Origin of the sequence: Cytobacillus praedii, from assembly GCF_001439605.1 — a bacterium.
Lineage (GTDB): Bacteria > Bacillota > Bacilli > Bacillales > Cytobacillaceae > Cytobacillus > Cytobacillus praedii.
Genome location: NZ_LMBX01000002.1, coordinates 17,345 through 40,722, shown reverse-complemented (window position 1 = coordinate 40,722; position 23,378 = coordinate 17,345). Strand labels below are relative to the sequence as shown.

Annotated in this window: 26 protein-coding genes; 17 read left to right on the top strand and 9 right to left on the bottom strand. The window is 38.7% G+C overall.

What is annotated here, in order from left to right; genetic code table 11:
* The first annotated feature begins 233 nt into the window (after positions 1-233).
* The 12 genes from ASU02_RS02190 (at position 234) to ASU02_RS02135 (ending at position 13,613) form a co-directional block, all read left to right on the top strand.
* Positions 234-1,568, top strand: a complete 1,335-nt coding sequence (locus ASU02_RS02190; RefSeq protein ID WP_057761088.1) for a YjiH family protein — start codon at positions 234-236, stop codon at positions 1,566-1,568.
* Between the two features lie 197 nt (positions 1,569-1,765).
* Entirely contained in the window at positions 1,766-2,752 is a 987-nt protein-coding gene (locus tag ASU02_RS02185; protein WP_057760537.1) for a diaminopimelate dehydrogenase, read from the top strand.
* A gap of 138 nt (positions 2,753-2,890) precedes the next feature.
* Positions 2,891-4,342, top strand: a complete 1,452-nt coding sequence (locus tag ASU02_RS02180; RefSeq protein ID WP_057760535.1) for a PstS family phosphate ABC transporter substrate-binding protein — start codon at positions 2,891-2,893, stop codon at positions 4,340-4,342.
* Positions 4,343-4,573: 231 nt separating this feature from the next.
* Positions 4,574-5,731 (top strand): ABC transporter substrate-binding protein, encoded by a 1,158-nt coding sequence (locus ASU02_RS02175; RefSeq protein ID WP_057760533.1) that lies wholly within the window; start codon positions 4,574-4,576, stop codon positions 5,729-5,731.
* Positions 5,732-5,834: 103 nt separating this feature from the next.
* Positions 5,835-6,710 (top strand): branched-chain amino acid ABC transporter permease, encoded by an 876-nt coding sequence (locus ASU02_RS02170; protein WP_057760531.1) that lies wholly within the window; start codon positions 5,835-5,837, stop codon positions 6,708-6,710.
* A 12-nt stretch (positions 6,711-6,722) separates the two neighbouring features.
* The gene (locus ASU02_RS02165) at positions 6,723-7,700 is read left to right on the top strand and encodes a branched-chain amino acid ABC transporter permease (RefSeq protein ID WP_057760529.1); all 978 of its coding nucleotides are present in this window, start codon (positions 6,723-6,725) and stop codon (positions 7,698-7,700) included.
* Entirely contained in the window at positions 7,672-8,445 is a 774-nt protein-coding gene (locus ASU02_RS02160; RefSeq protein WP_057760528.1) for an ABC transporter ATP-binding protein, read from the top strand. Before ASU02_RS02165 ends, ASU02_RS02160 begins: the two co-directional genes overlap by 29 nt.
* A complete protein-coding gene (locus tag ASU02_RS02155) occupies positions 8,438-9,148 on the top strand; it encodes an ABC transporter ATP-binding protein (RefSeq protein ID WP_057760526.1) in 711 nt (236 codons plus the stop codon). Before ASU02_RS02160 ends, ASU02_RS02155 begins: the two co-directional genes overlap by 8 nt.
* Positions 9,149-9,261: 113 nt before the next feature.
* On the top strand, positions 9,262-9,468 hold the full coding sequence (locus ASU02_RS02150) for a helix-turn-helix transcriptional regulator (RefSeq protein ID WP_057760523.1): 207 nt from the start codon (positions 9,262-9,264) through the stop codon (positions 9,466-9,468).
* A 1-nt stretch (position 9,469) separates the two neighbouring features.
* Entirely contained in the window at positions 9,470-9,862 is a 393-nt protein-coding gene (locus ASU02_RS02145) for a hypothetical protein (RefSeq protein WP_057760522.1), read from the top strand.
* 201 nt (positions 9,863-10,063) lie between these two features.
* Entirely contained in the window at positions 10,064-11,794 is a 1,731-nt protein-coding gene (locus tag ASU02_RS02140; protein ID WP_057760519.1) for an ABC transporter ATP-binding protein, read from the top strand.
* Positions 11,787-13,613 carry an ABC transporter ATP-binding protein gene (locus ASU02_RS02135; RefSeq protein ID WP_057760517.1) on the top strand — a complete coding sequence of 609 codons (1,827 nt, stop codon included), beginning with the start codon at positions 11,787-11,789 and terminating at the stop codon, positions 13,611-13,613. Before ASU02_RS02140 ends, ASU02_RS02135 begins: the two co-directional genes overlap by 8 nt.
* A 1,084-nt stretch (positions 13,614-14,697) precedes the next feature.
* Here ASU02_RS02135 and ASU02_RS02130 read toward each other — a convergent pair.
* Entirely contained in the window at positions 14,698-15,366 is a 669-nt protein-coding gene (locus tag ASU02_RS02130; RefSeq protein ID WP_057760514.1) for a vWA domain-containing protein, read from the bottom strand.
* A gap of 392 nt (positions 15,367-15,758) precedes the next feature.
* Here ASU02_RS02130 and ASU02_RS02125 point away from each other — a divergent pair, with 392 nt between their 5' ends.
* Positions 15,759-16,262 (top strand): DoxX family protein, encoded by a 504-nt coding sequence (locus tag ASU02_RS02125; RefSeq protein WP_057760512.1) that lies wholly within the window; start codon positions 15,759-15,761, stop codon positions 16,260-16,262.
* Positions 16,263-16,317: 55 nt separating this feature from the next.
* On the opposite strand, the gene ASU02_RS02120 is transcribed toward ASU02_RS02125, so the two are convergent.
* The 3 genes from ASU02_RS02120 to ASU02_RS02115 form a co-directional block, all read right to left on the bottom strand.
* Entirely contained in the window at positions 16,318-16,509 is a 192-nt protein-coding gene (locus tag ASU02_RS02120) for a YfhD family protein (RefSeq protein ID WP_057760510.1), read from the bottom strand.
* A gap of 88 nt (positions 16,510-16,597) precedes the next feature.
* Positions 16,598-16,723: a YfhE family protein gene (locus ASU02_RS25625; RefSeq protein WP_407642019.1), complete on the bottom strand. Its 126-nt coding sequence runs from the start codon at positions 16,721-16,723 to the stop codon at positions 16,598-16,600.
* A gap of 93 nt (positions 16,724-16,816) precedes the next feature.
* A complete protein-coding gene (locus tag ASU02_RS02115; protein ID WP_057760507.1) occupies positions 16,817-17,719 on the bottom strand; it encodes a TIGR01777 family oxidoreductase in 903 nt (300 codons plus the stop codon).
* Between the two features lie 103 nt (positions 17,720-17,822).
* On the opposite strand from ASU02_RS02115, the gene recX reads away from it, so the two are divergent.
* Positions 17,823-18,632, top strand: a complete 810-nt coding sequence (recX, locus tag ASU02_RS02110; RefSeq protein ID WP_057760505.1) for a recombination regulator RecX — start codon at positions 17,823-17,825, stop codon at positions 18,630-18,632.
* A gap of 174 nt (positions 18,633-18,806) precedes the next feature.
* Here the strand turns inward: recX and ASU02_RS02105 are convergent, their stop codons facing one another.
* Entirely contained in the window at positions 18,807-19,481 is a 675-nt protein-coding gene (locus ASU02_RS02105) for an SDR family NAD(P)-dependent oxidoreductase (RefSeq protein ID WP_057760503.1), read from the bottom strand.
* Positions 19,482-19,716: 235 nt separating this feature from the next.
* Between ASU02_RS02105 and ASU02_RS02100 the strand changes: the two genes are divergently transcribed.
* Positions 19,717-20,031 carry a YfhH family protein gene (locus ASU02_RS02100; protein ID WP_057760501.1) on the top strand — a complete coding sequence of 105 codons (315 nt, stop codon included), beginning with the start codon at positions 19,717-19,719 and terminating at the stop codon, positions 20,029-20,031.
* Positions 20,032-20,066: 35 nt separating this feature from the next.
* On the opposite strand, the gene ASU02_RS25620 is transcribed toward ASU02_RS02100, so the two are convergent.
* Positions 20,067-20,210 carry a YpzG family protein gene (locus ASU02_RS25620; RefSeq protein WP_082631667.1) on the bottom strand — a complete coding sequence of 48 codons (144 nt, stop codon included), beginning with the start codon at positions 20,208-20,210 and terminating at the stop codon, positions 20,067-20,069.
* A 37-nt stretch (positions 20,211-20,247) separates the two neighbouring features.
* Entirely contained in the window at positions 20,248-20,418 is a 171-nt protein-coding gene (locus tag ASU02_RS02095; RefSeq protein WP_057760499.1) for a small, acid-soluble spore protein K, read from the bottom strand.
* A gap of 122 nt (positions 20,419-20,540) precedes the next feature.
* Between ASU02_RS02095 and ASU02_RS02090 the strand changes: the two genes are divergently transcribed.
* A complete protein-coding gene (locus ASU02_RS02090) occupies positions 20,541-20,810 on the top strand; it encodes a YfhJ family protein (RefSeq protein ID WP_053478888.1) in 270 nt (89 codons plus the stop codon).
* Between the two features lie 34 nt (positions 20,811-20,844).
* On the opposite strand, the gene ASU02_RS02085 is transcribed toward ASU02_RS02090, so the two are convergent.
* Positions 20,845-21,825 (bottom strand): metal-dependent hydrolase, encoded by a 981-nt coding sequence (locus ASU02_RS02085; protein WP_057760497.1) that lies wholly within the window; start codon positions 21,823-21,825, stop codon positions 20,845-20,847.
* A gap of 201 nt (positions 21,826-22,026) precedes the next feature.
* Between ASU02_RS02085 and mutY the strand changes: the two genes are divergently transcribed.
* Positions 22,027-23,124 carry an A/G-specific adenine glycosylase gene (gene mutY, locus ASU02_RS02080; protein ID WP_057760495.1) on the top strand — a complete coding sequence of 366 codons (1,098 nt, stop codon included), beginning with the start codon at positions 22,027-22,029 and terminating at the stop codon, positions 23,122-23,124.
* Between the two features lie 24 nt (positions 23,125-23,148).
* Here mutY and ASU02_RS02075 read toward each other — a convergent pair whose 3' ends face one another.
* The gene (locus ASU02_RS02075) at positions 23,149-23,343 is read right to left on the bottom strand and encodes a hypothetical protein (RefSeq protein WP_057760494.1); all 195 of its coding nucleotides are present in this window, start codon (positions 23,341-23,343) and stop codon (positions 23,149-23,151) included.
* Positions 23,344-23,378: the final 35 nt, after the last annotated feature.

The window sequence follows — 23,378 nt, the reverse complement described above, 5'->3', positions numbered from 1 at the left end:
AAGATTAAAATAAAGCGATAGTCTTATGTTTATGTCAGAATTAGGTGAAGGAGGTATATTTTTAAGTGCTTTTTGCTGAAACCATTTATAATTTTTCATGATGAAAGAAAATTATATGATTGATAATTATAAGAATATCAATATTATATAATTTAAATTCTGAATTTTTTATATAAAATGAAAATAAAGATAATATTCACGTTAAGAAAAAGGGGAGGAAAAATGAAATGGGAATGGCAAATAAGTCTGGGATTCAGTCAGAAGCAAAGGTTAGTACCCAGCATTCTAAGGGAATGTGGAAATTTTTTGTATACAGTTTTATCGGTGCATTTATGTTTTTTGTACCTGTTACAATTAGCGGGAAAAATTCTATTTTGCTAGATCATATCGTCTCCTATATTCAGGCAAATGCTTCGTCAGCTATGCCATATTATGCATTGCTTGTAATAGCAGCAGGAGCTGTTTACCCATTTTTATCGGGAAAATGGAAAAATTCATCTGTCGATGTTGTTTTTTCAATATTTAAAGCAATTGGGCTGATTGTTGGGATTATGTTAGTGTTTAATATCGGGCCAGCATGGCTGTTTGACCCAGATATGGGGCCGTTTTTATTTAATAAGCTAGTCATTCCTGTGGGCTTACTCGTTCCAATCGGTGCTATTTTTCTCGCATTGCTAGTCGGATATGGATTGCTTGAATATATTGGGATATTAATGAGACCGATTATGAGACCTGTATGGAAAACTCCAGGGCGTTCAGCTATTGACGCAGTTGCTTCGTTTGTAGGCAGCTATTCCTTGGGGTTGCTTATTACAAATCGCATTTATAAAGAAGGAAAATACACTGCGAAAGAAGCGGCTATTATAGCCACTGGCTTTTCTACCGTTTCAGCTACATTTATGGTTGTCGTAGCGAAAACCCTCGGATTAATGGACATTTGGAATACTTATTTTTGGATTACACTCATTGTGACTTTTCTTGTTACTGCTGTAACCGTTAGAATCTGGCCCTTGTCCAAAATAAAAGATGAATACTACGAAGGTTCAAACCCACAGCCGGAAGTGAAGGTGAAAGGAAATTTATTTGCTGCTGCATGGAAAGAAGCGAAAGAGACGGTTGCTGATGCTCCAAAATTAACAGATAATATCTGGCTTAATATTAAAGATGGTCTGCTGATGGCTATGGCTATTCTTCCATCTATTCTATCGATTGGACTATTAGGGCTGGTGCTTGCAGAGTTTACCCCGATCTTTGATTGGATTGGCTATATCTTCTATCCATTTACATGGGCACTTCAGCTGCCAGATCCGATGCTTGTTGCGAAGGCAAGTTCCCTTGGAATAGCAGAAATGTTCCTGCCTGCTATGCTTGTAACAGAATCCGCATTAGTAGTAAAGTTCGTTATCGCAGTTGTTTCTGTTTCTAGTATTATTTTCTTTTCTGCCGTTGTCCCATGCATCGTGTCGACAGAAATACCGCTTACAATTCCACAGCTCGTTGTCATTTGGGTTCAGCGTGTCATCCTTACACTTATAATCGTTACACCAATTGCTTTCTTGATGCTGTAATTTAAAGTGTCTGCCTTGGCTATACAAAAATGTATGGGCATTAGGCGGGCACTTTATTTGTAATTAAATGATTGTAATATAGTAAAATTTTGCTGATAATTTTGAATTTCTTTTATTGAGTAACGTGTTAAAAAAGGGTAACATAGAAAAATAGGAAACTAGTATCCTAGAATGAATCGAGATACGGGGGGAAAACGATGAACAAACAAATAAAAATAGGAATCGTTGGCTACGGAAACCTTGGAAGAGGCGTGGTCTCGGCAATTGAACAAAGCAGCGACATGGTAGTAGAGGGGATATTTACTAGAAGAGCACCAGAAAGTATCTCTGTTAATAATCCTAATTTGAAAGTGTTGCCTATTTCCCATGCAGAAGCGTATAAGGACGAAATCGATGTAATGATTTTATGCGGAGGTTCAGCCACAGATCTGCCAGAGCAGGGACCTCAATTTGCACAAATGTTCAATACTGTTGATAGTTTTGATACGCATGCGAAAATTCCTGAATATTTCGATTCAGTTAATAAAACAGCGAAGGATAACGGCAAGACAAGTATTATTTCTGTCGGCTGGGACCCAGGTCTATTCTCGATTAATCGTTTAATGGCTGAAGCCATTCTGCCAGTTGGCGAAACATATACTTTTTGGGGAGATGGAGTGAGCCAAGGTCACTCGGATGCCATTCGCAGAATCGAAGGCGTAAAAGGAGCAGTGCAATATACGGTTCCAATTAAAGAAGCGGTTGAAAAGGTAAGAAGCGGAATGAATCCTGAGTTATCCACAGCTGAAAAGCATCTTCGTGTTTGCTATGTAGTGACAAAAGAAGGATATGATCAAGCAGATATTGAAAAAAAGATTAAAACAATGCCAAACTACTTTGCAGACTATGAGACAGAAGTGAATTTTATTTCTGAAGAGGAACTAAAAGAAAAGCATTCTGCGCTTCCGCATGGCGGATTTGTTATTCGCGGAGGGCAATCAGGAGATAGAAATAAGCAAATAATCGAGTTCTCATTAAACCTTGACAGCAATCCTGAGTTTACATCAAGTGTGCTCGTTGCTTATGCCCGTGCGGCCTATCGTTTAAATCAAGAAGGTCAGGCTGGAGCAAAATCTGTGTTTGAAGTGCCTCCTGTTTATCTATCGCCAAAATCAGCAGAGGAATTAAGAAAACACTTACTATAAATTAAGAAAATGCCACAGATCATCTGTGGCATTTTTTTTTGCCTTGGCACCCCCGTTGTTTCTTATTCGAGTTGTAATTAGTTTTCTTTTGGTGTAAAATTACACTAAATTATTTTCAGTGGAGGAAGTGCTTGTTTCATGAAAAATGCTTGGAGTTTGCTTATTTATTTTGGTTTCATTCCTTTTGGATTATCGTTTTTGACCTTTATTTTAATGAGTGCAGGCTTGGATGAGGTGATGCTTGCCTCCATGTTACCGCTTATTATTGGGGGGAGTGTAATTGGTTATATTGCAGTAAGTAAGCAGAAATTTAGGAATCAGCTGGGAACTAGGATCTCTTTATTTTTTATCCCAGCTGCTTATACGGCTCTTTTATGGGCGATCTTTATGTTGATCAGCAGTGGGTTTTATGGTGCAGATGCATGGTTTATTTTTGCGGTCTCCCATATTGCCTTTGCACCAATCTATCTAATGGCCTCATTAATGGGGGTAGGGAGTTTATTTATATGGGCACCCGTAGCATACGAACTGTCATTTTTATTGGGAGCCCTTTTGGCTATTGGTTTAAGGAGAGAACGTCCAGTGTTCAGGGGGAAGCAATTGCTCGTAATTGCAGCCGTCTTATTCATAGGTTTTGGAACGGGTGCAGTCATTCAATGGCAGCGGAGTCAAACGGTATTGCCATCATATGGCTTTGACTATGGTGGGGGATATTCAAGTACAGATTTAACACCTTATGAAGTAACAAACCCAGATAATAAACTGCCTAAACTTGATTCACCTTCTTCATTTACGATAAAGATTCAAAAGGATATGCCCGTTTTAGATGGTGCAGAAGCTGCGTTTCCAGTTTATTCCGCATTTGCAAATGCAACCTATGAAAATATCAGCAAAAGTAATGTAAGCGGTGAAAAAGTCACCTTTACAAATACGATCTATGCATACGAACGCCTGCTTTCAAAAGATGTAGATATATACTTTGGCGCGGAACCATCTGAGGAGCAGCTGAAAATGGCGGAAAGGGCAGGAAAAGAACTTGTGATGACACCGATTGGAAAAGAAGCGTTTGTGTTCTTTGTAAACCCTGATAATAAAATAGATAATGTAAGTGTTACTGAGATTCAAGGGATTTATTCTGGGAAGATTAAGAATTGGTCGGAACTTAAAGGGAAAAATGAAAGAATAATCGCTTTTCAGCGCCCTAAAAATTCTGGGAGCCAAACGCTCTTGGAAAAAATTATGGGGGATACAGCTATAATGAACCCGTTAAAAGAAGAAGTTCCGGCAGGTATGGGTGGAATAATGGAAGAGGTAGCCGATTATCGTAATTATAATAATGCCATTGGATTTTCCTTTCGCTTCTTTGCAACTGGAATGAATCCCAATCCTGATATTAAACTGCTAGCCATCGATGGCATAGAGCCTAGTCCTGAAAATATATCAAGTGGAAAATATCCGTTCACTGCTTCCTTGTATGCTATTACCTTGAAGGATAATCCAAATCCAGTGATCACTCCCTTTCTTGAGTGGATGACAGGTCCTGAAGGACAGCAAATCGTTGAAGAAATTGGATATATTAAACAACAATAGTTACATCTATCGTTCCAGTCAGGATACTAGAACCTAAATTGTCGCTTGCGAGACACCAATCGCAGACAGTTTAGGTTTTTTTATTTTTCCAGGATGGAGAAGAGTTAATATTATTGGGAAATAGCATTAGGAAAATAATAGAAGAATAGGTTTACTTTTTAATAGTTTTGTACTTTAATAGTTATATGATTTTGAAAATTTATACTATTTGTGAAACTAGGGGGTTTGACAATGAAAATGAAGAAATTGTTTCAGTTCTCGGTATTGTCCAGCATGCTCATTTTGTCAGCATGCAGCGGCGGCGGAGAACAGGCAGCTGGGGAGAAAGAGGGAAAGGGCGGAAGCGGCGGAGCAGTAAAAGTCGATATCGGCGTCGTTTCTTATATCAGCGGCCCTGGTGCAGCATATGGGGAAGCAATAACTGGCGGGCTTAAACTAGCACAGAAAGAGATTAATGCAAAGGGAGAAGTGGATATCAATCTAGTGATTGAGGACTCTGCTGGTAAGCAGGACCAAGCATTAACAGCAGCACAAAAGCTAATAAACTCTGAAAATGTAACAGCGATTATTGGACCAACCCTTAGCACGGAAATGAATGTGGTTGGACCTGAAGCTGATTTAAGCGGCGTGCCAATTATGGGTACGTCAACGACAGCAGATGGAATTCCCCAAATTGGTGATTATGTTTTCCGGAACTCCATTCCAGAAGCATTGGCTATTCCTGCATCAATGAAAAAAGCTGTTGAGAAATATGATGCGAAAAAGGTAGCTATTCTATATGGAAATGATGATGTATTTACAAAATCAGGCTTTGATACGATGAAGAAAGCTGCAGAAGATATGGGGCTTGAGGTTTTGACGATTGAAACGTTCCAAAAAGGACAATCAGACTATAATGCACAGCTGACGAAAATTAAAGGCTTAAACCCTGATATGATTCTTTGTTCGGCTCTTTATAATGAAGGGGCTGTTATTATGGATCAAGCCCGTAAGATGGGCATTGATGTACCGTTTGTAGGCGGAAATGGCTTCAACTCTCCAGAAGTAATCAAAATTGCTGGAGATGCGGCTGATGGATTAATCGTTGCTACACCTTGGTATGGGGAAAAAGATGATCCGAAAGTAAAAGAATTTGTTAGCAATTTTGAAAAAGAATATGGCAAAAAGCCTGACCAGTTTGCTGCACAAGCCTATGATGCACTATATATTATGGCTGAGGCGCTGAAAAATGCTGGTGAAGCAGATCGGGACGCACTTCGTGATGCATTAGCAGAAGTCAAAGACTTTAATGGAATCTTAGGGAATTTCTCCTTTGATGAAGAGGGGGATGTTGTGATGGATCCTACAGTATTAGTCATTGAAGATGGTGCATTTAAAATCTTCGAGTAGCAATGTCCAAGAACCATCAGCGGGACGAAATAAAGTCTTCGCTGATGGTCATTTTTCCATATTCGAGCAATTGATTAAAAAATGTGTAAGAAGGTGAGACAGCATGCTAATTGAACAATTAATCAATGGAATAACCCTTGGCAGTATTTATGCGATCGTTGCCTTAGGCTTTACCCTTGTTTTTGGAGTACTTGGCATTATTAATATGGCACATGGCGAAATCTTTATGTTTGGTGCGTTTATCGGTGTCCTTGTTACAACCTCTCTGCAATTGCCGCTTTGGCTGGGATTTTTAGCTGCAATTCTGATCACAGCTGTCATGGGCTATATGCTGGAGCGCTTTGCTTTAAGACCGCTTCGACACAAGCAAGGGGTTTCGCATCTGGCACCTTTGATAAGTACAATCGGGGTCTCTATTTTACTGGAAAATCTCTCCCACCATCTGTTTGGTGCAGGAAATCATCCTTTTCGTGCGTCATTCGCTGAAATCAATTTTCAAATTGGGTCCATTACGATCTACTTAGTTCAAATTGTTATTTTTGTCATTTCAGTCATTTTGATGATGGCTCTTTCTTTTTGGCTAGGAAAAACGAAAGCAGGCAAAGCTTTGCGAGCGACAGCAGAAAACCTTGAAACAGCAAGCCTTCTTGGGGTAGATACGAAAAGAATTATTACAATGACCGTCATCATTGCATCAGCAATGGGGGGAATTGCCGGCATACTTGTAGGGATGGCCTTTAACTCTGTCACTCCGCAAATGGGATTATCAATGGGATTAAAGGGACTTGCGATCATCATTTTGGGCGGCATGGGCAATGTGAAAGGAGCAATGGCAGGAGGACTGATCCTTGGCTTGGCAGAAACCTTCATTGTTGTTTACGGAGATTCGGGCTATCGAGATGCAATTGCCTTCTTGGCTATTATCGTCATACTCCTGATTCGGCCACAAGGATTATTTGGCCAAAAAATTTCAACGTAAGAAGGTGAGCCAATGCTGGCAGAACTAATTAATCCATATCATTTTCAAGTTGCTTCCTTTATTCTGATCAATATCATTCTAGGTATCAGTGTATATATCACTTTGTCAACCGGGCAGCTATCACTTGCAAATGCAGGGTTTATGGGAATAGGAGCGTACACATCGGCTCTTTTGACCATACATTTTGATTTGCCCATTGTATTAGGAATTATTGCTGGGGCATTGGTAGCGGCATTATTAGGGATATTAATCGGAATCCCAACGCTAAGACTGCAAGGTGTTTACTTGGCAATTGTGACCCTTGGATTTGGAGAGGTGATCCGGGTTGTTTTTATCAACTGGGAATCATTAACAAAGGGTTCAGTGGGAATCTCAGGAATTCCACATATTGGTCGGGAAATATTAAGTACGTTAAAAGGCTTTGGATTTGATCCAAAGGTTCTTGGTTTGCAAAATAACCAATTTATTTTCCTATCGATTTTTCTACTATTATTTATCATAACAATTGGTGTCATTTGGTTCTTTAGGAGACAGCATCGGTCACGGGTGGGACGTGCCTTTGCGGCAATTAAGCTGGACGAAAAAGCGGCAGAATCGATGGGAATTAATATTACGTACTATAAGGTTCTTGCTTTTGCACAAGGAGCATTGCTTTCAGGGTTTGCTGGTGCACTCTATGCACATGTGCTTGCTTACATAAGTCCTGCTGATTTTGCCTATCACAGGGCTGTAGAAATTCTAATCTTCGTTGTTTTTGGGGGCAGTGAAGTTATTTGGGGACCAATATTTGGTGCATTCTTTTTAACTTTAATGCCTGAGGTTTTGCGATTTATTAGTGAATATCGCTATATGATTTATGGTCTAATTATTATTATTCTGATGGCAGTTCGTCCTCAAGGCTTGATTGATGTAAATCTTCTAAATTGGGTTAAGACAAAAGGGAAGAAAAGGGGGCAAAAGCATGGTACTGGAAATACAAAAAGTATGTAAAAACTTCGGCGGTCTTAGTGCAGTGTCTGATGTCTCTTTTTCAATCAATAAAGGAGAAATCTTTGGGCTTATTGGTCCGAACGGCGCGGGAAAAACGACGATGTTTAACTTAATTACATCCATGTTTCCATTAACTTCAGGCGATATTATCTTTTCAGGTCAAACGATTAATGGACTCAAATCTCATCAAATCACGAAAAAGGGAATTTGCCGGACATTTCAAAATATCAGGCTGTTCCCGCAAATGACAGCACAAGAAAATGTCATGGTGGGGGAGCATTGCCGGACGAAATCCGGTGTGTTCAGAAGTGTGTTTGGGACGAAATTTCAGCGGAAGGAAGAAGCAAATATCCGAACGAAAGCAAATGAACTGCTCGAATTTGTAGGTCTGCTTGAATATGGGGATGTTGCCGCTGAAAACCTTGCTTACGGGCAGCAAAGAAGATTGGAAATTGCTAGAGCGATGGCAAGCGATCCGCAGCTGCTTCTGCTGGATGAGCCTGCAGCGGGGATGAATGAAACGGAAACAAGTGATTTATTCCAGCTCATCAAAAAAATTCAATCCAAGGGAATCACCGTGCTGCTTATTGAACATGACATGCCGCTAGTGATGAAACTATGTGACAGGATAGCCGTTCTTAATTTTGGAAAGAAAATTGCAGAAGGAACACCTGCTGAAATACAGAATAATCCTGCTGTAATTGAAGCATACCTCGGCAGTGAGGAGGATGAGCTATATGCTTAAGGTAAGCTGCATTCATGCGTTTTACGGAAATATACAGGTATTAAAAAATATTGATCTGCAAGTGGAAGAGGGAAGTATAGTAACCATTCTTGGAGCGAATGGCGCAGGGAAAACAACGACAATGAAGACCGTTGCTGGACTATTAAAACCACAGCAAGGAAAGATTGAATTTCTTGGGGAGGATGTAACTGGATTAAGACCGGATCAGCTTCTACGAAAAGGCATTGCCCTTGTGCCAGAAGGCAGGCAAATATTAGCTGGCATGACTGTTATGGAAAATCTTGAAATGGGTGCTTACCACCGGAAGGATAATGAAATTGGACAGGATCTAGAAAAAGTCCTTGAGAGATTCCCCATTTTAAAAGAAAGAGAAAAACAGCTTGGGGGAACATTGTCAGGGGGGCAGCAGCAGATGCTTGCGATTGCGAGAGCCATCCTAAGCAGGCCGAAACTATTGCTGCTTGATGAACCGTCGATGGGACTTGCACCGCTCATTGTCGCAGATATTTTTAAAATTATCAAAGAAATCAATGAAACAGGAACAACCGTCCTGCTTGTTGAACAAAATGCCAGGCAAGCGTTAAAAATATCAGACTACGGGTATGTGTTGGAGATCGGGAAAATTGTTGCAGATGGAAAGGCGCAGGATTTGCTGAATGATCCACGGATTATGGAAGCATACCTTGGGCGGAAGTCTAGTTAGGAATAGGTATAAAAGCTAAGGTGGGTGTCAAATTTGTTTGACATCTACTTTGGCTTTTTTTATCATATAGATGTAAAAGGTTTTTTACACCTTGCAAATGTGGAGGCAAATGAATGGAGAATAAAATTAAAGAGTACAGAGAAAAAAACAATCTTTCACAAGGGAAATTAGCCGAATTATGTAATGTAAGCAGGCAAACTATTAATGCGATCGAGAACAACAAGTATGACCCCAGTTTACAGTTAGCATTTGAACTGGCAAGGAATTTACAAGTAACGATGGAAGATTTATTTATGTACTCAGAGAATGGAGGAAAATAGAATGGATAAGTCAAGAAAAATTATTGCAGTTTTAGCTTTTGTAGTTTTTTGTACATTTACAGGCTTCACGCTATACAAATGGATGCGATTTGGAACGATAGATGGAGGTTCCATATTTTTCAGCTTTCTTGCATTATCATATTTTTTTAATTGGCTTAATTGGGGCAGCCATGATGGTCGCGGAGAGAAAGATGAATTAGACAGGCATATTGAAACACAAAGTGCAAAGATAGGGTATTTTGTATTAATGATTTTGGCTGGTATCATCCTGTTTATTTCAGAAGGTGTATCTAATTTAAATGATATTAAGAATTATCCTTTGCTTATTGTAGTGGGTCTTACATTTGTAACACTTCCGGTTACAGAGTTTATTTATTCAAGGAAGTTTAAATAATATGAATAAAATAGTCTAGTAGGTTATGGAAATAATAGCTGCCGAAAAGAGATCCCATTAAATAAGCTATTCATCTTATTTCATCTGTTTTTTTAAATAAATTATTTAAAAATTCCGTAAAAAGAGATATGATTATTCTAAACATTATTTAGGGCTCCGAAGGAATTATTTACATTGGAAAAACAGCTTGGGGGATAGCAAATGTTAAAGGTCATTACCTATTTAAAGCCATACCGGATTGCAGTCGTCATTGCACTTATATTAATGCTGACAGAGCTTGGAGTAGAGCTTGTTCAGCCGTTTTTCATGGCAAAGATTATTGATGAGGGCATCCTAGTGAACAATTTGTCCGCGGTAATGAAATGGGGCGGCATCATGGTTGTGTTTTCAATTATCTCTTTTGCAGCAGGGGTGATTAACTCCTTTTATGCAGCCCATGTAAGTCAGAACTTTGGTTTCGATGTTAGGAAGGCTATATTTGAGAAGGTTCAATCCTTTTCATTTGCGAATTTCAATCAATTCCCTGCATCATCTTTAATTACAAGGATGACGAATGATATTACGCAAATTCAAAATACTGTTTTTATGAGCTTGCGGATCATGCTTCGCGCACCGCTGCTGATTATTGGCGGATTATTGATGGCGTTCGTTGTTAATGTAAAGCTCGCCTTGATATTATCTGCGGTGATTCCCTTTTTATTTATTTTTCTTATTTGGGTGATGAATAAAGGGAGAGTATTATTTAAGAATGTACAGGAAAGATTAGACTCAGTGAATGGTGTTATGAGGGAAACGCTGACAGGCATACGTCTCATAAAGGCTTTTATTAGACGAAAATATGAGGTTAGCCGTTTTGCAGAGGCAAACAATGAATTAAAGGATCGAACGGTAACGGCATTACGGGTCATGGAAGTAGCGATGCCAGTATTGTTATTTATTATGAATGTAAGTATTATTGGCGTTCTTTGGTTTGGGAATATGCAGCTGAATACAGGCGAAGTAAAGGTAGGGGAAGTAGTAGCGATTGTTAATTATGCTACTCGGATTACAGCAGCATTTTCTATCTTTTCTTTTATCATTATGGCCTTTTCACGTGCTAGGGCTTCTTCCGCCCGTATTGTGGAGGTAATGGAAACACCAATTGATCTTCTTGATCGAAAAGACGCAGATTCTGTATTCGCTGTGAAAGAAGGGAAGATTGAGTTTAAGAATGTCATGTTTCAATACCCTGGAACCGAAACGTCAGCAATTGATGATATTAGCTTTACCGTTCAGCCAGGAAAAACGGTCGCTATTCTTGGTGCGACAGGGTCAGGGAAAACGTCGCTATTTCAACTGATCCCACGGCTATATGATGTGAATAGCGGGCAAGTATTAATAGATGGCATGGATGTTCGCGAGATGAAGATGGAGAGTTTGCGAAAGCAAATTGGATTTGTCCCGCAGGAAGCTTTGTTATTTTCCGGGAGTGTAAAAGAAAACATCGGGTGGGGAAAAGAAGCTGCTTCAATGGAAGATATTATCGAGGCGGCAAAAGATGCGCAAATATATGACACAATTAAGAAATTGCCAAATCAATTTGAAACAAAGCTAGGACAAAAAGGGGTAAATCTTTCCGGAGGGCAGAAACAGCGGCTCTCAATTGCGAGAGCATTGGTAAGACAACCGAAAATACTTCTGCTGGACGATAGCACAAGTGCATTAGATCGAAGAACAGAGGCGAAATTGCTTGATGCGTTAAAAGCCTATCCATGCACAACCTTAATCATCACACAGAAAATTAGTACGGCAATGGAAGCGGACCAGATTCTTCTCCTAGAGGATGGGGGATTATTAGCAAAAGGGACACATGACTCTTTGCTAGATACCTCGAAGCTTTATAATGAAATTTTCAGCTCCCAATCGAGAGAGGAGAGCAGAAATTATGCTTAAAGAGATAATCAGACCTTTTCAATATAAGAAAATGAAGCATTTGAATATAGAAGACACGAAAAGCAAGAATAAACAAAAATCAAGGATTTATTTTTCTACTTTAAAAAGAATCTGGTATTTTCTTTCTTCGAATAAAGGGCTCTTATTTCTTGTCTTATTCATGGTATTCCTTAGCTCTGCCCTCGGATTGCTTGGTCCGTATTTAGTAGGGATGGCGATAGACGATTATATTGTTACTAGAAAAATGGATGGGTTCGTAACTCTCTTAGTGAGTCTTGGAGTAATTTATGTTTTCTACTCCCTTTCGATCTGGTTTCAAAATTACTGGATGATTGGGATTGCACAGGATACTGTCTATACAATGAGAATGAGGCTGTTTCAGCATTTGCATAAACTGCCGATTCCCTTTTTTGATAAACGCCAGCATGGAGAATTAATGAGCAGAATCACAAATGATATTGAAAATGTCAGCTCCACACTGAATAGCTCTGTCATCCAAATTTTTTCGAGCTTACTTACCCTTATTGGGACAGTGGCTGTAATGCTTTGGCTTAGCCCGCTGCTGACCTTATTAACCTTGATTATCGTTCCTCTCATGTTTTTCGGCATGAAGTGGATCACGAAAAGGACGGGGCCATTATTTAAAGAGCAGCAGCGAAATCTTGGTGAATTAAATGGATTTATTGAAGAAACGATTTCTGGCCAGCGAATTATTAAGACGTTTTCACAAGAGAAGAAGGTCACGGCAGAATTTTTGGAGAAGAGTGAACGGTTAAAAGCGGCAGGCTTTTGGGCACAGACCTATTCTGGCTTTATTCCGAAGCTAATGAATGTCTTGAACAATCTAAGCTTTGCAATTATTGCTGGGATTGGAGGCATTCTCGCTTTAAATGGGATGATTTCAATCGGTGTGATCGTAATCTTTGTAGAATATTCCCGTCAATTTACACGTCCATTAAATGACCTTGCCAATCAATTTAATACCCTTTTATCTGCCATTGCAGGTGCAGAAAGAGTATTCGAGATCTTAGATGAAGAGGAAGAATTTAAAAATGAACGTTTGCTTCATGAACTGCCGCAGGTTAAGGGAGAAGTAGAATTTAAAAACGTAACCTTTTCCTATGAGGAGGAAAGCAAAACAGTTAAGAATATTGATCTCCATGTGTATCCAGGGGAAACCGCCGCATTTGTCGGACCTACCGGAGCAGGAAAAACTACAATGATCAACCTGCTTTCACGTTTCTATGATGTAGATAGCGGAAGTATATATATTGATGGGCATGATCTAGCAAAGGTGAAAAAGGAAAGCTTGCGTAAGTATATGGGCTTCGTATTGCAGGATTCATTCATGTTTCAGGGGACGGTTCGTGAGAATATTCGTTATGGAAGACTGGATGCAAGTGATGCTGAAGTAGTCGAAGCAGCAAAGCTGGCCAATGCCCATTCCTTTATTGTAAGGCTTCCAGAAGGATACGACACCGTTTTGAGTCAAGAAGGAAGCGGCATCAGCCAAGGCCAAAAGCAGCTGTTATCCATAGCAAGGGCCTTTCTCGCCAATCCTTCTATCTTAATTTTAGATGAAGCAACAAGCAGTATTGACACAGTCACAGAATTGAAGATACAAGCAGCATTGCAGAAATTAATGAAGGGAAGAACAAGCTTTGTCATTGCCCATCGTTTAAACACAATCCAAAATGCAGACCGGATATTTGTCCTTGATGAAGGAAGAATTATTGAAGAAGGCAATCATGATAGCTTGCTAAAGAAAAAAGGATTTTACTATCAATTGCATGGGCAGGCAGCTTCTTCAGAGGCATAATTGATTTTGGAATGCTAGGTAAATTGGTGCAAATGCTAGATAAACTGAACGAACTGCGAGATAAAAAAGTTCGATTGCTAGATAAACTAAACGAATTGCAAGATTAAAAAGTTTAATTGCTAGATAAATCGAAGCAAATGCTAGATAAACTGGATGAACTGCAAGATAAAAGTTGGAATGCTAGATAAATCGGTGCAACTGCTAGATAAACTGAACGAACTGCAAGATAAAAATAGGAATACTAGATAAATGGGTGCAAATGCTAGATAAACTGAACGAACTGCGAGATAAAAGTTGGAATGCAAGATAACTTGGTGCAAATGTTAGATAAACTGAACGAATTGCGAGATAAAAAATTTCGATTGCTAGATAAATCGATGCAATTGCTAGATAAACTGAATGAACTGCAAGATAAAAGTTGGACTGCCAGATAAATCGGTGCAACTGCTAGATAAACTGAACGAACTGCAAGATAAAAAAGTTAGATTGCCAGATAAATCGAAGCAATTGCTAGATAACCTGAACGAACTGTAAGATAAAAGTTGGAATGCTAGATAAATCGGTGCAAATGCTAGATAAATTGAACAAACTGCAAGATAAAAAAGTTAGATTGCTAGATAATCTGATTGAACTGCAAGATAAAAATTGGAATGCTAGATAAACTAATCGAATTGCAAGATAAAAAAGTTAGATTGTTAGATAAATCGAGTCAATTGCTAGATAACCTGAACGAACTGCAAGATAAAAAAGTTAGATTGCTAGATAAATCGAAGCAATTGCTAGATAACCTGAACGAACTGTAAGATAAAAGTTGGAATGCAAGATAAATCGGTGCAAATGCTAGATAAATTGAATAAACTGCAAGATAAAAAAGTTAGATTGCTAGATAAATCGATGGAATTGCTAGATAAACTGGTCGAACTGCAGGATAAAAGTTGGAATGCTAGATAAACCGATAAAAATCCTAGATAAATTGGTCAAAATGCAAGATAAATTACCAAAACTGCTAAAAAAATAAAAGTACACCCCATATAAAAGATAAAAAAACCTGTGAAATTACTCATTTTCACAGGTTTTTCTATTTCTACTGAATTATTCTTTTAGCTTTTGCTTCTTTAAGCCATTCTGGAAACTCATTCAAAAGCAGATTGTATAATTCTTCATCAGAAACGGTTTCAACATCTTGTATATGGAAGAAGTTTGCATTATCGATGAAGCGGCCATCCATTTCATCTAGTTTTTTTAGAACATCGAAATTTGAATCTCCAATGCCTACAAACTGCCAGAAGAGTGGCTTATCAGAAGATGAAACGACTGGCCTTTTGATGGTGCTTTTACATCCTCCATCATTAATAAATACGATAAATGCTGGATCTGAGCTTGGGTCCTCCACCGTATATTTATGAATAACATCCTCCATAACCGGCGGCTCATCATTTTTGCCAAATTTATGTAATAAAGAGTTGTTTAAAATATACTGGTCTACATATCCTTCAAAGTCCACTTCAGTAACAGGCTTCAATCTAGAAAACTCATTATCATATACCCATACATCCAGTGATCCGTCATCATCAAACTGGCTGGCGACAGCAAGAATCCGCTCGACTACCTTCTGAACGGTTCCGTTTTTATATAGGCGCCGCATGGATCCGGAAATATCTAATACGAGTGCTACTCTTGCTGTTACATTTGTTAAATTCCTTTTTTCAAGAACGATGCGTGCCGACTTTTTTAATAGGCTGATTGTGCTCATAAGCTTCCTCCTTATTTGTCTTGGACATGTACTGGTTTAAATGTACCACAAAGCCGGTAATAAGTATTTTGAAAATTCCAGAGGAGTATTAGAAGTTTATTTAGGAACTATAACGAGAGGAACACGAAAAACTAGTTGGTTTACCGCTGTTCACAGGTTATACAAATTCTCATGAAGTTTTGTGAAAAATTGGTGAAGTAGATTGTCAATCGAGTAAGAATAGCGTATATTAAAAGTGTAGAAAGAAAGTGAAAAACTTCACAAAGAAGCAAACCTATCTAGAAACTTTCTACAATAGAAGCTGGCCGGCTTAAACCCTTGGTAGGGTAAAAAATTTTAAATTATAATGTGAATCACTTCACAAAAGAATAAACTTATTGGAGATGATTACTATGAAATGGTGGAAAACTCCTCAAGTAGCTGTAGCTTGGACAATATTACGAATATGGTTAGGATTACAATGGATTCAAGGCGGATGGCATAAGGTCGTTGATGGTTTTGATGCCAGTGGATTTATGCAAGGTGCGATTGCAAAAGCAGCTGGTGAAAATCCCGCAGTGCAAGGATGGTATGCAGGATTTCTAGAAAACTTCGCATTGCCGAATGCTGATCTGTTTAGCACACTAGTTGCATATGGTGAAGTTCTTGTAGGACTTGGTTTAATTCTTGGAGCAGCAACGATCCCAGCATTAATTGCAGGTGCATTTATGAACTTTAACTTCTTAATGGCAGGAACTGTAAGCACTAATCCAATCCTTTTTACAGCAGCAATTATCTTACTCTTTACTGGCAGCGGAGCATACTTCTGGGGTGTTGACCGCTTTGCAATCCCATATGTGAAAAACCTTATTGGAAAACGCGGAAAAGAAGAAAACAATACAGCACATACTCACTAATATATAGGAAGCAAGCTCCTGACATGGAAGCTTGCTTCTTTTTTTATTCATATATTTAACTCTTTCTTTGCTTTCCTTTAGCTCTTTGATTGGCAGCATTTGCACGAGCTTGTGCTTCTAGATCGGCTTGATCAGCTAGCTCGGCTGAATACTCTTCATCAATTCCGTCAGATTTCATATTTTGTGGAACTTGAGGAAGTGATGCTTTGTTTTTATCCCGAGATCTTTGTCCGCGTGAACGACCCATAATAAAAACTCCTTTCAAAAATAAAAGTACGGAATGCTCGATTCCGTACTTTTATTTTTTCCGTAAAAAAGGACTCTATGATTGGAAATTAATGTTTTGTATTTCTATCAACATACCCGCCTGCACGATCAGCCCGCTGAAATTCACGTGCGTAATTAACCTCTTGCATGCTTGATAGCGTTCGTTTCTTTTTATCCTTCGTTTTTTTATCCACTGCGATCATCCTTTCTAAATAAGGTCATTTTCACATCTTCCTTATTTTTCCCTTTTCAAGAAGGATTGATACAGTCAATTGAAACTTTTCGAATTAATATATATCCTCTAGGGCGTTTTTTAAGTCTTTATACAGAAAAGAATATCCATGTGCTAACAGCTTTTGAGGAAGCACTTTTTGTCCTTCAAGTACAAGAATACTCATTTCCCCTAGTGCAATCTTCAAAGCAATCCGAGGTGCTGGAATCCAATGAGGGCGGTGCAATACCTTTCCGAGTGTCTGTCCAAATTCTTTCATCTTCACTGGGTTCGGGGCAGTGAAGTTAACTGGCCCTTTTACATGTTGATTGGCAATAACAAACAGAATGCCACCTATGACGTCCTTGAGATGAATCCATGAAACCCATTGATGACCAGATCCAACTGTGCCGCCAGCAAAAGCTTTATATGGCAGGGTAATTCGCGGCAAGGCACCATCAATGTTATCGAGAATGATGCCAAATCGGCAATAAACGGTCCGGATGCCTAAATCTTTAACTTTCCATGCAGTTGCTTCCCATTGCTGAACCGTTCTTGCAAGAAAATCATCACCTGCAAGATTTGATTCTTCTGTGAAGGCTTCCGAATCTGATATGCCGTAATATCCGACAGCACTTGCCTGTATGAGTACTTCAGGCTTTTTTTTGAGCCTGCTAAGTATTTTTTCAACTTCATTTGTTGCTGAAATCCTGCTTTCCAAAATACTTTTCTTTCGTTTTACCGACCATCTGCCGCTATTAATTGATTCGCCTGCAAGATTAATGAATACATCCACATCTTCTAAGATTTCCCATGGCCGGTCACCTTCATTTAGCCATTGAACATAAGTTATCGATTTTTTATTCTCCTTTCCATCGATGTTTCTCGTTAAAATAAATACCTCATGTCCATTTTGAATAAGTTCCTTTGTCAGTGCATGGCCGACAAAACCGGTACCACCGGTCACTGCTATTTTCATTTCTATTCCCCCCAGCAGCTTGTGACTAATTTGTTTATATATTTTCGCTAGATTAGTCAGAAACCCTTTTTAAATGTGATACATTAAAAGGGAGGTGAAAAACATGCCTATAATAACAAAAATTACAGTACAGCAAAAAAAGACGGACCGATACAATATCTTTTTAGATGAAAAATATGCATTTAGTGTGGAAGAGGATGTGCTGATTAAGCACCAGCTAAAAAAAGGGCTAGAGCTGGATGAGTTTTCGCTTTCGGAAATCGCCTATCAAGATGATATTAGAAAATCATACAACTTAGCAATTCAGTATTTGGCAAGAAGAATGCGGTCTGAAGCAGAGGTTAGAAAAGCACTAAAAGATAAAGAAGTAGATGAAAGCATCATCCAAGAGGTGATACATAGGTTATATGAGTACAGCTTTTTAAATGATGAAGAATTTGCGATTGCCTATGTACGTACAGCGATGAATACGACTGATAAAGGGACAGATTTGATTCGCAGGGAATTAAAGGAAAAAGGGATTTCAGAAAATATAGCAGAACGAGCTCTGAAGGAATATCCATTCGAACAAGAGTTAGAGACAGCGATAAAGCTTTGTGAGAAGTTTGTCCAAAAAAACACACGAGATTCCTCAAGAATAATGAAACAAAAGCTTGAACAATTGCTTTTCCGAAAAGGTTTTCCATTAAGCACCATTCAGACTGCCCTATCTGAAATGGAAACGGAAAAGGCTGAGGATGAGGAAATGAATGCTCTACGAATACACGCGGAAAAAGCGCACCGTAAATATGCAAAGCTTGAAGGGTTTGAGTATGAGCAGAAGATGAAACAAACCCTTTTCCGAAAAGGGTTTGCCTTTGAATTGATTGAACAGGTTTTATCGCAGATTAACGAGCAGGAAGACCCTAATTAAAAGAGGTCGGGGAAACGAAAAATTGTAGGTGGGATGCACTGCCCGTAAATACTCGATTGGTTTAACTAGCCGACATAGAACACCACGTCCTATGGTAGAAATCCCCCACTGATTGAAGTTTCACTTAAATAAAGAAACATAAAAATCACATGGTCAGCATGTGATTTTTATATTTCACTTTTGCGATTCAATAATAATTGCATCTTTATCCATATTCGCCAAAATCTTATCTGCAATTTCAGCAGGGGCACGAAGTCTGGATCTGTCTTTTATAAAATTGTTATGATCCCAAAATGGAGTGTCCATTCCGCCCATGTAAATTGCTTTTATTTTGATACCTGTATGCGCATATTCGATCTGTAAGCTTTCTGTGAATCCCCGGACAGCAAATTTGCTGGCAGCATAAGCGGATTCATTGATCTTTCCTCTTAGACCAGCCGTTGAAATAATATTCATGATTAATCCTTCATTTTTTTCAGCAAGATATGGCAGGATGGCTTGTGACATGTACATTGTTCCAAGTACATTAATTCGAAGCATTTCTTCTATTTCAGAATGGGGCATTTGTTCAAAGGAGCCAAAATGACCGATTCCAGCATTGTTGATTAAGCCGTAGAGGGTATATTGCTTTCCAGCATGGCTTATGAAAGCCTGAATTTCTGAAGGTCTGCTAATATCTACAGCAAAGGAATCGGCATGTCCATTTTCTGCAAGAATTTGTTCTTCAACATCCTTCAATTTTTCCAATGTTCTCCCGATCAAAAGAAGATGGTATCCTAATCTTCCATAGCGTAGTGCAAGCTCTTTTCCTAAACCAGATCCTGCACCTGTGATGATAATTGATTTCATTTGGCTTCTCCTTATTGCAGATTAACTTGCTATAAACCCCATTTCAAAAGGGGGAAGGAATAAAAAATTCTATCAGCCCGTAAAAGTCTGATTGTTAGTTGAACTTTATGTAAAATCTTTAGGCTTTTCTAAGTGCTCACAATTCAATATACTTAATATGTCCATTAAAAGTCTATAGTGTAATATTACTTCTACTGTTTCACCAAGAGTAAAAGATAGGAAGGTGTGAAGGATCATGCCAGAAAAAAGATATAGTGAAATGTCAAAATATGAGCTGCAGCAGGAAATTTCCCGTTTAAATGAAAAAGCAAGAAAAGCAGAACAAATGGGGATGGTTAATGAGTTTGCGGTTATGGAAAGAAAAGTCGTAATGGCGAAATCCTATTTATTAGATCCAGCTGATTATAAACCAGGAGAGCTTTATGAAATTGAAGGCGATCCAGGCTCATACTTTAAAATTGATTATATGAATGGAGTATTTGCGTGGGGATTCCGTTTAAACGGAGATAAAGCGGAAGAGGCGATCCCGATTTCTATGTTAAAAAAATAGAAAGAGGAAGAATTTCCTCTTTCTTACTTTTGTGATTATGAGCGTTTTCTTGTTTCTGCTTCTAATATCACAAGGTTTTGGGATTGCTGAGTTTCTCCATTTATTTGCGAGTGTGCATGCTTTGGCCTAAAGTTTGGTGCATTAAATTTTGTATGGAAGAAGTTTTTGGGTTTACCCATTTTCAAGCCCTCCTCATTTTAATGCTAAAATTATGGATTAAAAATCAGGTGTATCACTGTCGCGGTTGTTTGAAGCCCGCATTCTTTCCTGTGGCTGGGTATTAATTGTCCCATTTGCCCGGAGGGAGTTGTATTCAGCCTTAGCACGGGGCTCGCCCTCAAACTTATTATTGTTTTGGTTTGGGAAGTTCTTTGCTTTGTTTCGCATAAACGCACCTCCTGGACCTTCGTTATAAGTTCGTGAAAAGCACAAATGCGTCTCACGTAATTATAGTATTTGCCGTTCTTATAAAGGTATGATGGATAGTTATTGGAAATGAGGTGAAAGAAATGAATGATAATCAGAAGAGATTATTTGAACGATTGCTTGAATTAAATGATCAGCTTTCAGCGAACCAAGCTCAAACATGGGTGGAGCTTTTATGGGAGGATTTTGAGGCGACGTATGCAAAAGCGGGCAGAGAGTATAAAGGCAGCGAGATGACCGAAAAGGTTGTTAGCCAATGGATTGAGTATTATGGAGACAAGCTCCATGAATTTGTGGCCCATAATCCGAAGTATAAGCATTTGCTTACTGAGGATCAAAGCAAGCTGCATTAAAACAGGCTGTCTCATACGAGACGGCCTGCTCAATTTAACCCGGAATGATTTCAAGTTTTTTCCGCAGCTTTTCTTCACTAAAAATCCACCCAGTATACGATGTTAATATGTCTAATTGATGATTCAATTGGACGACCGCAACAAATGGGTAATAATCATTGCTTCGATAGCGAAGATCAATGAATCGAACTTCGTAATAGTCATCATATTCGTCAATTTCCCAGCGATAGACTGGTGAAAATGATAAAAAGGCAGATAAGTTTTTATCTTTTTTGGCGGCCTCTAATACGGGTGTTTCCGGTACCGGCACACGATTAAACTGATCTAAGATACAGACCTTGCTATCGATCGCACGTCCGACAAAGAATTGATGCTTATTCATCACTGCAATACGCCATTGCTTAAATTTCATCGTCGGAGCAATAATGATTTCAGTTGCATCAGGAATCATTTGTTTGACTTCCTTCATTACTCTGCGCTGTGCGATAAAACGCAGGATATAATAGATAAATAAAATGGCGTAAATCGAAATAAATGTATATCCTGGATTTGCGCCAAGTGCCCAAATAAGCAGGCCAATGACATGAATCCCGAAAATATATGGGTCAAATGTATTTATGACACCTAGTGCGACCCATTTGGAAGAAAAAGGCCGTAACGCTTGTGTGCCATAAGCATTAAAGATATCAACAAATACATGAAGAAAAACAGCGATAAAGGTCCATAACCATAGATGGAGTACATTTGTCTCAGGAAAAAACGGATATATGATCGCTGTTAAGGCAATTGGCCAAAGTAAAACAGCGGGTATAGAATGGGTAATCCCACGATGATTTCGAATGTAAACCGCATTATTCTTTAGTTTTAAAACCGTATCAATATCGGGTATTTGTGAACCGATAATGGTTCCTATCATGACGCTAGTTGTTGCAGCAGTACTTTCAGCAACAACCGGATCTAATGTCGCAATCCCAGCAAGTGCAAGTCCCATAACTATGTGTGTACCTGTGTCCAAGGGGAATGACCTCCTTCATTTAGAGGGTGTACGAAAAGGGACCAAAAAATTATTTGAATCTGCAAAGCCCTCATTTATAATTTTAGTCTTATTACTCTTGAAACACTAGTGAAGAAAAGAGTAATTTTTTAAGAAAAGGAACTGTAGTTATTTTCCCAAAAAACCATTTTGATATCCAAAGTGTGATGGAGGAGCTAAATTTTGATAAAAAACGAAATAAGCCAGTTGAACAAGATAGATATAGCAGGATTTCAGCAAGACTTAATCGGCTGGTTTGAAGCTGAACAAAGGGATCTCCCATGGAGAAAGGATCAGGATCCCTATAAAGTATGGGTATCTGAAATCATGCTGCAGCAAACACGTGTTGATACTGTTATACCCTATTTTCTCAATTTTATTGAACAATTTCCAACGATTGAAGCCCTTTCGAATGCTGACGAAGAGAAAGTATTAAAGGCTTGGGAAGGACTTGGCTATTATTCAAGAGCTCGAAATCTTCAATCAGCCGTAAAAGAAGTTCATGAGAAATATGATGGAAAAGTGCCGAATGATCCGAAGGAAATTTCAACTTTAAAAGGCGTAGGTCCTTATACTGCAGGGGCAATTTTAAGTATTGCATACGGCATTCCCGAACCAGCTGTTGATGGAAATGTGATGCGAGTACTCTCAAGAATCCTATCCATTTGGGAGGATATCGCTAAAGCGTCCTCAAGAAAAGTTTTTGAAGCAGCAGTAAGAAAGCTAATTTCTCATAGCAATCCATCCTTTTTTAATCAGGCATTAATGGAGCTGGGGGCCTTAATTTGTACACCTACATCACCTAGCTGTTTATTATGTCCGGTTAGAGAACATTGTCATGCTTTTCATGAAGGAACAGAAAAAGAATTGCCTGTTAAGACAAAAACGAAAAAGCATCGGCATGTTCAAATTGCAGCTGCGGTGCTGACAAATAGCGAAGGGAAGTTTCTAATTCATAAACGGCCAAGTGAAGGACTGCTAGCCAACCTTTGGGAATTTCCTAATATAGAGGTACTGCTCCCTCACATAAATGAAAAAGATCAATTAAAGGATGCAGTAAAGGAATTATACAAAACGGACATACAAATTAGTGAAATGATTGGCCAAATTGAGCATGTGTTCTCACATTTGACATGGAATATAAATGCATATAAAGGACAAGTTCACTTTATGGAAACGGAAGCTGTGGACTTAAGATTAGTAACTGCGGAGGAAATGAAGGAATTTTCTTTTTCGGTATCCCATCAAAAAATCTTTCAGCAGTTTATTGAAAGTGAATGAGAATGAAAAGGGAGCTGACCCTTTTCATTCGGTTTTAAGATTTTTTAAACCTCCCCGATTTTGGATCTCTTCAACGATTTCTTTCTGAATCACTTGACCTTCTGTATTCAAATAGGGGACAATTTGCTGGAAAGAGTGATGAAAGAAAGCAAGCTCATCATTTTTCCAATCTGTTTTTGCCATCATTGATAATTCAGTCATATCTCGCCCGTTATACATTGGCAACTTCCTTTCATGATTATATTATCCTTATT

What these genes read in the sequence shown, in the direction of transcription:
- ASU02_RS02190 (WP_057761088.1), top strand. Translation starts at nt 234, where the DNA reads ATGGCAAATAAGTCTGGGATTCAGTCAGAAGCAAAGGTTAGTACCCAG.
- ASU02_RS02185 (WP_057760537.1), top strand. Translation starts at nt 1,766, where the DNA reads ATGAACAAACAAATAAAAATAGGAATCGTTGGCTACGGAAACCTTGGA.
- ASU02_RS02180 (WP_057760535.1), top strand. Translation starts at nt 2,891, where the DNA reads ATGAAAAATGCTTGGAGTTTGCTTATTTATTTTGGTTTCATTCCTTTT.
- ASU02_RS02175 (WP_057760533.1), top strand. Translation starts at nt 4,574, where the DNA reads ATGAAAATGAAGAAATTGTTTCAGTTCTCGGTATTGTCCAGCATGCTC.
- ASU02_RS02170 (WP_057760531.1), top strand. Translation starts at nt 5,835, where the DNA reads ATGCTAATTGAACAATTAATCAATGGAATAACCCTTGGCAGTATTTAT.
- ASU02_RS02165 (WP_057760529.1), top strand. Translation starts at nt 6,723, where the DNA reads ATGCTGGCAGAACTAATTAATCCATATCATTTTCAAGTTGCTTCCTTT.
- ASU02_RS02160 (WP_057760528.1), top strand. Translation starts at nt 7,672, where the DNA reads ATGGTACTGGAAATACAAAAAGTATGTAAAAACTTCGGCGGTCTTAGT.
- ASU02_RS02155 (WP_057760526.1), top strand. Translation starts at nt 8,438, where the DNA reads ATGCTTAAGGTAAGCTGCATTCATGCGTTTTACGGAAATATACAGGTA.
- ASU02_RS02150 (WP_057760523.1), top strand. Translation starts at nt 9,262, where the DNA reads ATGGAGAATAAAATTAAAGAGTACAGAGAAAAAAACAATCTTTCACAA.
- ASU02_RS02145 (WP_057760522.1), top strand. Translation starts at nt 9,470, where the DNA reads ATGGATAAGTCAAGAAAAATTATTGCAGTTTTAGCTTTTGTAGTTTTT.
- ASU02_RS02140 (WP_057760519.1), top strand. Translation starts at nt 10,064, where the DNA reads ATGTTAAAGGTCATTACCTATTTAAAGCCATACCGGATTGCAGTCGTC.
- ASU02_RS02135 (WP_057760517.1), top strand. Translation starts at nt 11,787, where the DNA reads ATGCTTAAAGAGATAATCAGACCTTTTCAATATAAGAAAATGAAGCAT.
- ASU02_RS02130 (WP_057760514.1), bottom strand. Translation starts at nt 15,366, where the DNA reads ATGAGCACAATCAGCCTATTAAAAAAGTCGGCACGCATCGTTCTTGAA.
- ASU02_RS02125 (WP_057760512.1), top strand. Translation starts at nt 15,759, where the DNA reads ATGAAATGGTGGAAAACTCCTCAAGTAGCTGTAGCTTGGACAATATTA.
- ASU02_RS02120 (WP_057760510.1), bottom strand. Translation starts at nt 16,509, where the DNA reads ATGGGTCGTTCACGCGGACAAAGATCTCGGGATAAAAACAAAGCATCA.
- ASU02_RS02115 (WP_057760507.1), bottom strand. Translation starts at nt 17,719, where the DNA reads ATGAAAATAGCAGTGACCGGTGGTACCGGTTTTGTCGGCCATGCACTG.
- recX (WP_057760505.1), top strand. Translation starts at nt 17,823, where the DNA reads ATGCCTATAATAACAAAAATTACAGTACAGCAAAAAAAGACGGACCGA.
- ASU02_RS02105 (WP_057760503.1), bottom strand. Translation starts at nt 19,481, where the DNA reads ATGAAATCAATTATCATCACAGGTGCAGGATCTGGTTTAGGAAAAGAG.
- ASU02_RS02100 (WP_057760501.1), top strand. Translation starts at nt 19,717, where the DNA reads ATGCCAGAAAAAAGATATAGTGAAATGTCAAAATATGAGCTGCAGCAG.
- ASU02_RS25620 (WP_082631667.1), bottom strand. Translation starts at nt 20,210, where the DNA reads ATGGGTAAACCCAAAAACTTCTTCCATACAAAATTTAATGCACCAAAC.
- ASU02_RS02095 (WP_057760499.1), bottom strand. Translation starts at nt 20,418, where the DNA reads ATGCGAAACAAAGCAAAGAACTTCCCAAACCAAAACAATAATAAGTTT.
- ASU02_RS02090 (WP_053478888.1), top strand. Translation starts at nt 20,541, where the DNA reads ATGAATGATAATCAGAAGAGATTATTTGAACGATTGCTTGAATTAAAT.
- ASU02_RS02075 (WP_057760494.1), bottom strand. Translation starts at nt 23,343, where the DNA reads ATGTATAACGGGCGAGATATGACTGAATTATCAATGATGGCAAAAACA.